This is a genomic window from Bacillus sp. NEAU-242-2 (assembly GCF_027853835.1).
GTDB classification, from domain to species: Bacteria; Bacillota; Bacilli; order Bacillales; family Bacillaceae; genus Bacillus; species Bacillus velezensis.
The window spans coordinates 322767-336259 of record NZ_JAPNNY010000004.1 but is presented as its reverse complement, the minus strand read 5'-3'; the positions used below and the strand labels follow the sequence as shown (position 1 = coordinate 336259).

At 50.1% G+C, this 13493-nt stretch carries 2 protein-coding genes; both read left to right on the top strand.

Annotated elements, in window-relative coordinates; translation table 11 throughout:
- Positions 1-5750: beta-ketoacyl synthase N-terminal-like domain-containing protein (locus OWN49_RS14995; protein ID WP_232213475.1), on the top strand; the 5750-nt coding region annotated here is incomplete at its 5' end.
- A 4-nt stretch (positions 5751-5754) separates the two neighbouring features.
- Positions 5755-13473: an SDR family NAD(P)-dependent oxidoreductase gene (locus OWN49_RS14990; protein WP_176283410.1), complete on the top strand. Its 7719-nt coding sequence runs from the start codon at positions 5755-5757 to the stop codon at positions 13471-13473.
- The last annotated feature ends 20 nt before the right edge of the window (positions 13474-13493 follow it).

Genomic DNA, 13493 nt, shown 5'->3' with positions numbered 1-13493 from the left:
GTTATGCGGCAGCCAACGCATTTATGGATGTTTATGCAGCCCGCCGAAATCGTCTCGTGCGGGACAACAAGCGGAGCGGGCAGACCCTGTCCGTCAACTGGCCGCTTTGGGAAGAAGGCGGTATGCGTGTGGACAAAGAGACCGAACGGCTGATGTATGAACAGACCGGAATGAAAGCCATGCGATCGGCATCAGGCATCCAGGCGCTTTATGCCGCTTTTGCCTCCGGAGCACACCAGGTCATGGTGGCAGAAGGCGACGAGAAACGGATTCGCAGCCATATTTTCGATCTGGGCGAAGAACAAAGCGCCGCCGGACAAGCTCCGGCAGAGACAGATGCAACAGATCTGAAAGATCGGGTTCAAGAGAAACTAAAGAGGCATGTATCAGATCTTTTAAAGGTAAGCATGAAAGATATTGAGGCTGACAGCGAACTGACGGAATACGGATTTGATTCGATCATCTTCACTGAATTTACAAATCTATTAAATCGGTCTTATCAGCTTGAGCTCAGCCCGACTATCTTCTTTGAATTTCCGACATTGCGCAAACTGAGCGGCCATTTGATATCTGAATGGAAAGAAGCATTCAGCGGCTTAGAAAGAGAGCGTTTTAAAACCGCTCCAAAAGCCGGAAAAAGAAAAGCTGAAACTCCGGCGGCCGTTCATGTCAAACGGGAAACGCCCGTATCCGTAAAAGGAAAATCAGAAGAAAAAACCGAACCGATAGCCATTATCGGAATCAGCGGTATTTTTCCGCAAGCGAAAGACATAGATGAATTCTGGACACGTTTATCAAAAGGAGAGCATTGCATCACAGAAATTCCCCGGGATCGCTGGGATTGGCGCGAATATTACGGCGATCCGGCAGCGGCTGCAAATAAAACGTCAATTAAATGGGGCGGTTTTATAGATGGAATCGCCGGGTTTGACCCGCTGTTTTTCGGGATATCTCCGAAAGAAGCTGAAATGATGGATCCTCAGCAGCGTCTATTAATGATGTATGTGTGGAAAGCCATTGAAGACGCGGGGTACTCAGCAAAACGGATTGCCGGAACAAAAACCGGCATTTTCACCGGCACATTGGGAAGCGGATATCAAACCTTAATCAATAAGGCGGGTCTTCCTGTCGAGGGGTATACGATGACCGGAATCGTGCCGTCCGTCGGACCGAACCGGATGAGTTATTTTCTTGATATCCACGGGCCGAGCGAGCCGGTAGAAACCGCTTGTTCAAGCTCTTTAGTCGCCATTCACCGCGCGGTAAAAGCCATTGAAACGGGAGATTGTGATATGGCGGTCGCAGGGGGCGTCAACACGATCGTCACGCCTGAAGGCCATATCGGTTTTCAAAAAGCAGGCATGCTCAGTGAAGACGGACGCTGCAAAACATTTTCTGATCAGGCTGACGGTTATGTCAGAGGAGAGGGTGCCGGCATGATTGTCTTGAAAAAGCTTTCAGAGGCTGAGCATGACAGGGATCACATCTACGGCCTCATCCGCGGTACAGCGGAAAATCACGGCGGACGCTCAGCGTCACTTACCGCGCCGAATCCGCAGGCTCAGACGGATGTGCTGAAAAGCGCTTATCAAAAAGCCGGTATTCACCCGTCAACGATTACTTATATAGAAGCGCACGGAACAGGTACGGCGCTCGGAGATCCGATTGAAATCAATGCATTGAAAAAAGCTTTCCAAACAGACGGGGCTCCGGGCGGATATTGCGGGATAGGCTCAGTGAAGACAAATATCGGACATTTGGAGCTCGCAGCAGGCATTGCGGGCGTTATCAAAGTATTGATGCAGCTGAAACATCGGACGCTCGCCAAAAGTCTGCATTGCGAGAACATCAATCCCCATATCAAATTGAAGGACAGCCCGTTTTACATTGTGACAGAAACAAAGGAGTGGGAAGCGCTGCGTGATGAAAACGGCCGGGTCCTGCCCCGCCGGGCGGGTGTAAGCTCATTCGGTTTCGGAGGCGTCAATGCGCATATCGTTATTGAAGAATACATGGGCAAAAGTGAAACGGAACAGCCGGAAACCCGTGAGAAAGCGTCATCTCTTTTTGTTTTGTCGGCTAAAAATGAAGAGCGGCTGAAAGAAAGAGCGCGTCTCCTTCGGGATTTTATCCAAAACGGATCATCCCGCCATATCGATCTTGCAGATGTTGCATACACACTGCAGACCGGACGGGACGCAATGGAAGCGAGGCTGGGAATCATTGCAGGCTCCGCAGAGGAACTGACTGAAAAACTGAACGCGTTTCTGATGGGAAAAAACAGCGAAGATATCATCAGCGGGCGCAAAAAACGCGAGAATAACACGACCTCCATGTTCTCAGACGATGAAGACGCTGCTGACCTCGTCAGCGCCTGGATTGAGAAAAAGAAATACAAGAAAGTGCTGCGGCTCTGGGTAAACGGATTTGACACAGATTGGGAGCAGCTGTATACGGACAGTAAGCCGCGCCGCATCAGCCTGCCCTCCTATCCGTTCAGAGCCGACCGCTATTGGGTGCCGAAACGGGAGCAGCTGCCGCTTTCGAATCAAAAAACAGTAGTATTGCAGAAAACATGGGAGCCTTGCGAGGCAGTGTCTTCATCCGAGCCATTCAGCAAAATAGCGCTCATCGTCTCCGAGGATACAAAAGACCTTGCCGCCGAGGTGAAAAAACAGCTAAATGATGCTGACATTGTGCAGGAAAATCAGCTCATCTCTTTCTTACAGGATCCGAATGCGGCCATCTATTTCGGGTTTATTGACTTCACCGGCTGCGGTTCCCGGCAAAAGCGGCAGGACATCAGCTGGGTGGCATCGCTGCAGCAGCTGATTGAATACGGCCGCGGACAAGAAAACATGAAAATGCTTTATCTTACAAAAGGCCTTGAATCCTTCAAAAATAAGGCGGCCGCTATGCATGGTATTGAAAAAGCGGGGCTTTATCGCATGCTGCGGCATGAATACAGCCATATTCTCACCTGTCACGCCGATATTGATCCTGAAGAGCCGCTGGAGCAGACAGCCGCTTTTATTAAACAAGAAATTGAATCAGACTTAACGGAATCTGCTGTTTGCTACAGGGACGGCATGCGCTTCAGCTATGTTCTTCGGCAGACTGATCAGATTGAACCAGAAGCCGTGCAAACAGACCGGACTGTGTTTCCAAAAGACGCCGTCCTGATGATAACCGGAGGAACGCGCGGACTCGGCGCTTTATGCGCCAAGCATTTCGTTTCCGCATACGGTGTGAAGAAACTGCTTCTGACAGGCAGAAAGGAGCTGCCGCCGAAAACCGAGTGGGATCTTGAGCAAACAGACCCTGTCGTTTCGGAAAAAATACAGCTTATCCGAAAGCTGGAATCACAAGGCGTAAAAGTGTGCGTCTCTACAGTTGATCTGACGGATAAGCAGGCTGTCGGACGGCTTATAAAAGAGGTAACCACAACGCTCGGACCTGTCGGAGGCATTCTGCATTGCGCGGGAATTGCGGACCGTGAAAACCCTGCTTTTCTCCGCAAATCCAAAGACAGTATCGCGCGGGTGCTCGCCCCGAAAGCAGACGGCCTTCACAGTCTGTATGAGAGTGTAAAGGATGATGCGCCGGCATTTTTCGTCCTGTTTTCATCTGTCTCGGCAGCCGTCCCGATTCTTGCGGCGGGACAGAGCGATTATGCGATGGCTAATTCTTATATGGACTATTTTGCAGAAAACAATGAGAGCGGCATCATGAGCATACAATGGCCGGCATGGGATGAGACGGGCATGAGCAGGGATACAAAAAGCGGGATGTATCAGCAAACGGGATTGCTGCGTCACTCTGACGCGGAAGGTCTCAAGATGCTTGATTACATTTTAAGAGAAAGACCCGGAACCGTCGTGCTGCCGGCACAAGTGAAACATGATTGGGACATCAAAGCGCTTGAAAACGCCAAGCCAGCCGCCCATAAAGGAATGAGAACAGCTTCCAAACCTCCTGAAACAAAAAAACGGGTCCATAACCGGACTGATATTCAATCTTGGCTGAAGTCGCTTTTGGCAAAAGAGCTGAGTATCGATGAAACGCATATGGATATCGATGTGCCTTTTCAGGAATACGGAATGGATTCTATCTTTCTGGCGCAGGTGCTGACAAAGATCGATCAAAAACTGCCGTCCGTTTCAATTGATCCGACTGTCCTTCTGGAACACCCTACCATAGAACAGCTCGCGGATTATTTAGCCGCACATTGTCCGGAAGCTTTTTCGGCAGATGCAGCGGTTCCCGCGGAGAAGATCCCTTTGCAGAAGACGCCGAAACAGAGCAAAAAAACGGCAGATAAGCCCGGGAAACGGGGAAAGGTTGCGATCATCGGCATGGCCTGTCATTTTCCGAAAGCGGGGGATATAAAAGAATTTTGGAAGAATCTCCGCAGCGGAACGGATGCCGTCACTGAAGTTCCGCCGGACAGATGGAACGCCGGAGAACACTATCAGCCGGGTGAATATCAAGAAGGAAAAAGCATCAGTAAATGGGGCGGTTTTATTCACGATATTGATCATTTTGACCCGGAGTATTTTAATATTTCAGAAACGCTGGCACCGATGATAGACCCGCTGCAAAGGCAGTGGCTCGAAGTGAGCGCGGAAGCTTTGGCCGATGCGGGTTATCAAAAAGAGGATCTCTGGGGCCGCCGTATCGGCGTTTTTGCCGGTGCAAGGGCAGGTGCGTTTCATCAGAAATTTCAATATTTGCAAAAAGACGCGATTATTGGCGCGGGGCAAAATTTTATTACCGCACATATGGCGCACATTTATAACTTTACAGGGCCCAACCTGGTCGTGGATACGGCCTGCTCCAGTTCGCTTACGGCAATTCATTTGGCTGTGCAGGCTATTCAAAATGGAGAAGCGGAGGCGGCCTTTGCGGGCGGGGTTGACATTTTGCTTGATGAAAAACCTTTTCTCACAATGAGCGCGGCGAGAATCTTATCGCCAAATGGCCGTTCAAAATCTTTCGATGCCGATGCGGACGGAACAGGAATCGGAGAGGGCTGCGGTGTGCTGATGCTGAAGCCGCTCGAAAAAGCGATAGAAGACGAAGATAAAATATACGGCGTTATTGACGGCTCTGCGATAAATAATGACGGCAGCACAATGGGGGTGACGACGCCGAATCCCCGGGCGCAGCAGGACTTGATTGAGCAGGCGGTTCAATCAGCGGAAATCGAGCCGGACACCATGACATACGTAGAGACTCACGGAACCGGTACTTTGATCGGCGACCCGATTGAATTAAAAGGATTAACCAATGTCTTGTCTGCTTATTCCGATGAAAAACAATTTTGCGGTGTAGGGAGCGTCAAAAGCAATATCGGCCACTTGCTGAGTGCGGCGGGCGCGGCGGGAATCATCAAAGTTTTGCTGGCGATTGCCAATGAAGAACTCCCGCCGACTTTGCATTGCCATAAACCGAACCCCCGCTTTCAATTTCATGATTCGCCGCTTTATCCTGTGCTTGAGCTGAAGCGGTGGGACGGAAAAAAAGAGATACTCAGGGCCGGGGTCAGCGCGTTCGGTTTGGGCGGGAATAACGCCCATATCATTGTCAGCAACGAAGGAATTCCGAAAGAACGAAAAGCGACCATGGAACCGAAAGGCGGTCAGACAGTATACCGAAAACAGCGGTATTGGCCTGAAAAAGCACAGTTGTCCGAAGCGGAAGAAAATGAGGCGGGCACAGAAGCAATGTTTGAAATAAGCGAGGTGTGATAGATTGGCAGTTGCCACCGATCAAGTCAAAACGTTCCTGCAGAAAATCAGCCATTCGAATTATATCGTCCGGGATCATCGCGTTCATCAAATCCGCGTCCTCCCGGGCGTGACTTTAATAGATATGCTGTATCGGCTCGCCGCCGGGTATCTCGGTGAAAGGCCTATAGAATTAAGACAGATTATTTTTAAGCAGCCTGTTGTAACATCTGAAGAGTTTGATAAACACCTGTATGTCACCTTTACGCCGGCGAGTGACAGCTGGAAAGTTGAGATCACAAGCGAAAAAGCAAAAAACGGCACACCGCTTGGCGGAAAACGGGATGAGAATATGGAATGTCAGCTTTATTTGCAAAAAGACACGCCCCGGGCAAAAGAACTGAATATTGAAGCATTCATGAAAAACGCAAGCCGAAAATGGGACATGCATGACATTTACGGAATTGCAAGAAGAAGCCATATTGAGCATGGCGAGTTTATGAAAAATGAAGGGGCTGTTTATCAGCTTCAGGATAAAGAAGAATTAATGGAGCTCACTCTGAGTGATTTGGCTGAAGGATTCCGGGAGAAATTTAAGGCGCATCCGGCTTTTTTAGATGCGTCCACCCTTGCCGGCTCTTCCTTTGCATTGTCGGCCCAAAAGCAGAATGACACACCTTATATTCCTTTTATGATTAATCGTTTTTGCATATATCAGCCGTTTCCGAAAACGATTTACACTTATTCTGCGAAAAACAGCCGCACTGAAAGCGGCGCATCAGATAGCGAACCTGATTTTTATTCGGCCGACTTCACGATTTACGACAGGGCGGGGAACGTATTGGCCGAATGTGAGAAACTGACAGTAAAAAGGGTCAGACAAGCGAATATGATTACCCATCTGATAGACAAAGAGAAGCCGCCTCAGCAGAACAGAAGCGGCCGTGGAGAGCCCGAAAGTCCTGTGGCCGCAGAAGACGTGTCTGAACAGCAAACGCCGGAACAAAACATGGTGACTTACATAAAGTCGGAAATCGCCAGGCTGATCAATCGTCCGGCACAGGCTATTGATGTGCGGAAAGGCTTTTATGATATGGGGCTTGACTCGGCGCATTTGCTGAAGCTTGTAAAGATATTAGAGCAGACTTTTCAGCAGCAGTTTTATCCGACACTGCTATTTGAATATTCATCTGTCCGCCGCCTTGCGGATTACCTTATCAATGAAGCGGGCTGTGTGCTGAAAGATTCGGCCGAAGAACGGCATACATCAGACGCTGACATTGCTGATGAGGTTCTGTTTTTTGAACCCGCCTGGAAAGATCATCCGCTGGAAACGGCGGTGCAGAACGGGCAAAAACACACCCGTCATCTCATTATCGCTGCCGATGCAGGAGCCCGTCTCACCGGTGAACTCGGCACATATTGCCCGGAAGCGGAAGTGATAGAACTGAAAAGGGAGCATGAGGTTGCAGATGAGCAGTTTGGAGCAGATGCCGAGCGCATATTTTGTATGCTCAAACGGGAACTGACAGACCATCCGAAAGAACATACATTGATTCAGCTTGTATGCGCCGTTGAGAATGGAGCGGCATTGTCTTCCGCTCTCGGGGCTATGCTGAAAACGGCCCATCTGGAAAATCCGGCTCTTCACACTCAGGTGATCACCTTTTGTGACAAGAATGAGAGATTGCTAAGTGAGACGGCCGCAATCATTAGAACAGAAGCAGACTGCTCTCGTGCAGGCTGCACAGACATTCGGTATAAAGACGATATGCGGCAGATCAGATTGTTCGAACGTATTGAGAAACCGGACGGACAGACACAGTCTCCTTGGAAACAAAACGGCGTATATGTCATTACAGGAGGCCTCGGCGGTCTTGGATTTCTGCTTGCCCGTCACCTTGCAGAAAAAGAAAAGGTGAAGCTCGCACTCATCGGCCGTTCGCCGGAACAGTCTGAGAAGATCAGCAGACTGAAAGCATTGGGAGCAGAAGTTCTTTATGTTCAAGCGGACATCGGCAGCAAAGCCGAAACAGAGCGGGCATTTGCTCAGATTACAGAAACTTTCGGCCGGCTGACGGGCATTTTTCATTGCGCCGGTGTTTTAAAAGATCAATTTATCATCCAAAAAGACAGTTCTGACTTGAAGCGGGTGTTCCTGCCGAAAATCAGCGGCCTGATTCATGCGGACGAAGCTTCACGGCATGAACCGCTTGAATTTTTCGCCGCATTTTCCTCATTCTCGGCGCTGACCGGAAATGCGGGCCAGACAGATTATGCCGCAGCGAACGCTTTTATGGATGAATATATGAAATATCGCGATTGCAAAGCGGAAAAAGGCGAACGGACAGGGGCTTCTATGACGATCAACTGGCCGCTTTGGGAAGATGGCGGCATGCAGGTTGACAGCTTGATGAAAGAGATCATGAATGATGCAACCGGCACCAGCCCGCTTCCGGCCGGGGAAGGGATGGCTTCACTTGAATATATGCTGCGTCTCGGCAAGCTGCAATCCGTTATTTTATACGGGAAGGAGCCTGCTGTAACTGAAAGCATGGCCCGATTGGTTCCGATGGCAGACAAGAACCGCTCTTCATTATCCCATGCAGCTGTCAAGAGAAGAAGCCGAAAACAAGAGAGACACACAGAAGAGCACGATATTGCGGTAATCGGATTGGCGGGAAGATATCCGCAGTCGGGAAGCATCGATGAATTTTACCAAAATCTGCGCTCAGGTAAAGACTGCATCACAACAATGCCGAAAGACAGATGGAAAGGTTATCCTTTCTCATATGAAGCAGATCAGTTCTACCGTTACGGAGGATTTTTAGATCGCATAGACAGCTTTGATCCGCTGTTTTTCAATCTGACTCCGCGCCAGGCTGAAATGATGGACCCGCAGGCGCGGCTGTTTTTAGAGACGGCTTGGGAAGCTTGTGAAGATGCCGGTTTTTATCAGGACAGAACGGCGCGCGGGCCATCTTCACAAAAAAGAAAACGCGTCGGGGTATTCGCAGGTGTGTTTTGGAGCCATTATGAGCTGTTCGGCGCTGAAATCACACAGCGGGGCACACTGCTGTCTATGGGCGTGACGCCTGCCTCTGTTCCGAATATCGTGTCTCACTGCCTGAACTTTACAGGGCCGTCAATGGCTGTTGATACGATGTGCTCTTCTTCGCTCACATCCATACATTTGGCATGTGAAAGCATTAAAAGGGGGGAGTGCGAATTCGCCATTGCCGGCGGTGTTAATGCGGTCACACATCCGCATAAATATGCGTTTTTGGCGAATGCCGGATTTCTGTCTTCAGAAGGCGTCTGCAAAAGCTTCGCCGACGGCGGTGACGGCTATGTGCCGGGAGAAGGCGTCGGCGCGGTGTTGCTGACAACCGTTCAAGAAGCGGAAAAGATGGGCTGTCCGATATATGGCGTCATAAAAGGCTCCGCTTTAAACCATGTCGGAAAAACATCCGGTTTGACCGTGCCTGATCCGGCATCACAGGCGGAAGTCATTACAGATTCCTTTCAGAGTGCCGGCATTGATCCGGAGACATTGAGTTATATTGAAGCTCACGGAACGGGTACGTCTCTGGGTGATCCGATTGAAATTGAAGGGCTGAGCCGCGCTTTCCGCAAATGGACAAACAAGAAGCGGTTTTGCGCCATCGGCTCTGCCAAATCAAATATCGGCCATTTAGAAGGAGCCGCCGGAATCGCCGGATTAACAAAGGTGCTTTTGCAGCTGAAGCATGGAGAAATCTTTCCGTCATTGCACGCGGACACGCTGAATCCCCATATTCCATTTCCGGATACGCCGTTTTATGTGGCGGACCGGCTGGAAGAATGGGAACGGCCGTCACATCCTGACCAGCCGAGAAGAGCGGGTTTAAGTTCTTTTGGCGCCAGCGGGAGCAATGCCCATTTTGTCATAGAAGAATATCTGCCGCCGCAGGCTGAAAAGAAATCGGTGAATATACGGGAAGACGAGCCGGTTCTGTTTCTGCTTTCGGCAAAAAATGAAGAACGGCTATTGGAATATGTCAAACGGTATGCCCGCTTTTTACGGGAAAAAGAAGTCAACCTTAAAGACCTGGCCTACACGCTTCAAGCTGGCAGAGAAGCGATGCCTGAACGGCTGGCATTGATCGTTACATCCGTTTGCGGCCTGCAAGCGAAACTGAAGGATGTGCTTGAACGGAAAACGGAAATTGAAGGGTGTTTCCGCGGACGTGCTCAAGATGATATTTCATCAAGGGGAATGGCCGAACTTTTGAAAAACAAGCAATATTCCAGATTGCTCACGGAGTGGGCAAAAGGAGCCGCCGTTGACTGGAGCCTGTTATACGAAGGAGAGAAGCCGAAACGGGTCAGCCTTCCTGTATATCCGTTCGCGAAGGAGCGGTATTGGGTGCCTGTGCCTGCGGATATCCGGAAACAGACAGACGAACCGGCGGAAAACCAAAAGATCATTCTTCAAAAAGACTGGAAGCAGCAAGATCCGGCGGAGTCTGAAGCATTATCAGGAACAGTAATGATACTTGCAACTGATAAGACGAGCCGATTGGCCGATGCTCTATTTAAAGGAAACGACCATATTGAAACGATCTGTTTCATCCATCAGGCAAAAGACGGCGCCGATTATTACGCTGCCGCATCGGGGCGAAACCTTTACGGCAGAGTGCGGGAGTCTCTTCAAAACAAACAGATACTCGGGGTCGTCGACATAACCGCATATGATGCGGAATATGAACGGCGGGAAGAGATAGAATACGGAAAGCTTGCCTTTTTACAGCAGGCTCTGGAATCATTCCGTCATAGCGGCGCTGTGTTCAGCCAAGTGACACACCGCCTCCAGCCTTTCAAGGAAAGTAAACCTCTGATGCAGGGGGCGAAAACGGCGGGGCTGTACCGGATGCTGGGCGCTGAGTATGCCAACATTCATTCTTTTACAATAGATAGCGATTGTGCGATTGAGCATACAGAAGAATTAAGCAGACAGATTGAGACTGAATTTTTACAGCCGCGGGCCAAAAGCGGCAGTGAATGCTGCTACAGGCTGAATCGCCGTTATGTGCCGTTTCTGAAGCAGGGTATGCATGTTTCGGCGGCGCCTGAGCTTTCCTATTCGTCTGATGATGTGCTGTTAATAACGGGCGGATCGCGCGGGATCGGCGCAATTGCGGCGGATCATGCCGTTTCACGCGGATGCAGGAAACTGGTCATCATGGGGCGGGAGCCGCTTCCCGATTCCTCAGAGTGGGCAGACATGAAAAAGGACGGCATTCTCCCGGAAAAAGCCGAGCGGATGCAGAGGTTAGCCGAGCGGGGCGCGGAGATCCGTTATTACAGCGTTTCCTTTACGGATCAAAAGGGGCTCCGGAACATGACGGACAGCATCCGCGGCACGTTGGGACCGATTACCGGCGTTTTTCATTGCGCGGGTGCAATGGGAGAACACCCCGCTTTTTATAACAAAACCGAAACTGAGATCGAAAGCGTTTGCACGCCGAAAGTAACAGGGCTTGGCGGTCTCTATGAAGCCGTTCAGAATGAGCCGCTGTCGTTTTTTATTTTGTTCTCATCCGTTTCTGGTCTGATCCCTTCGCTTGCTGCGGGGCAAAGTGACTACGCGATGGCTAATTCATTTATGGACTCTTTTGCAAATCATCAGGCAGGTAAAGGAAACGTGTTTGTTAAAGCCGTTCAATGGCCCGTCTGGAAAGAAACCGGCATGGCTGAAGGCCTGCCGGAAACACCTGCTTATCAAAAATCAGGACTTTCCAGGCTGTCTGCCGAAGACGGACTGAAGTTTTTAGATTACATCATATTAAACGGACAAAGCTGCGGAATTCCTTGTGTTCCCGAAGACAGTAAGGCTGATTTTGGTGATCTTCTGAAGGTGAAGAAAACTGAAGCTCCCATGAAAAAAAGCAGTGCCGGTGACCAAAAGGTGAAGGATATGATTCGTCAATGGGTGCGCACCGTTTTCAGCGAAGAACTGAAAATGACGGATGAGCAGATAAAAGATGATATGCCGTTTGATGAATACGGGATTGACTCAATACTCTTTGCGGAATTGGTTCAATCATTGCAAAAACGGATCAGCATAAAGTTAACACCGTCCTTAATGCTTCAATATCAAACGATTACAGAAATGGTTGACTATTTCGCAGCGCATCATGAAACCGATTTTATGACAAAAGAAAATGGTTTCGTTCAAGACATGGACGTCCAGCCTGATGTAACCGCCGCCGCTGAAGAGAGAACATCCATGAAGCCGAAAGCGGATACCGAAGACGATATTGCCGTCGTCGGCATGTCCTGCCGTTTTCCGGGGGCGGGCGGAACGGATGCTTTTTGGGAGCTGCTGATGAAAGGGAACACCGCCATCCGGCCTGTCCCCGCATCGCGCTGGCATGCAACAGCACATGCAAAGGATTATGCGGGGTGGATTGATGATATCGACATGTTTGATGCGGGCTTTTTCGGCATCTCTGAAAAAGACGCGGCAATTATGGACCCGCAGGCGCGGATCATATTAGAAGAAGCGGTTCATTCCGTTTATGATGCCGGGTACGGACAAAAGGATTTGTCGGGCCGGAAAGTCGGCGTATACATCGGCGGCAGGGCGCAGCCTTCAGCCGGTATGGAACATATCCTGCAGGCGCCTAATCCGATTTTGGGGGCGGGGCAAAACTATTTGGCGGCCAACATTTCACGATTTTTGAATGTCACAGGGCCGAGCCTTGTCGTGGATACAGCATGTTCCTCAGGGCTGATCGGGCTGTCCTTTGCAAAAGACGCCCTTTTGGCCGGAAGGATTGACGCGGCCTTAGTCGGTTCGGTGAGTCTGCTCTTATCTCCATCCGCGCACCGGTTATTCGGAGCGCGCCATATTTTGAATGAGAACGGTGTGTTTCATATATTCGACCGTGAATCAGCGGGAGAAGTGCTCGGAGAAGGAGCGGGGGCGGTTTTTATCAAGCGATTGAGCGATGCGGTGCGGGACGGAGACCGTATTTACGGCGTCATAAAAGCCGTCTCGGTAAACAATGACGGCCGGACGCTCGGTCCCGGTTCACCGAATATAAGGGCGCAGAGAGACGTCATTCAAACTGCGCTTAATATGGCGGAAAAGTCGCCCGAAGACATCGGATATATAGAAGTGAACGGAGGCGGTTCCCCAATCGTTGATTCGGTGGAAATCAAGGCGCTCTCAGATGTCTATCAGCTGAACCGGAAAACGCTTCTGCCCTGCCGGATCGGATCAGTGAAACCGAATGTAGGGCATTTGCTTCTGTCTTCAGGTCTTGCGGGCTTCATCCGATGTGTGCTGAGCGTCTATCATAAGCGGATTCCGCCTTTCTTATCAGCGCGTGAGCCATTTGAACATTATGACTTTGAAGCGTCGCGTATTCATTTTAATCGTGAACCCGTTGATTGGCATTCAGAGAAGAAACCCCGCGTCGCAGCTCAGAGTTCATTTCCTGACGGCGGGACAAATGCTCATATCCTCGTTGAAGAATACAGAGGTGCAAGGCAGCGGGAACATCACCGGTCGCCTCAGCCGCCGGAATTCAGAAAAAAACACTACCCGCTTTTGGGCGGCTGGAACAGCACGGAAAGTGAACCGGAAAAAACAAGTAATGAAAAAACGGACATTGCGGATCTTTTAAAGAAATATGAGAAAAAAGCAGAGACAAGCACTGCACCTGCAGACTCGTTTTGGCAGGTGACAACGTGACGTTTTTAAAAGGGGACTAA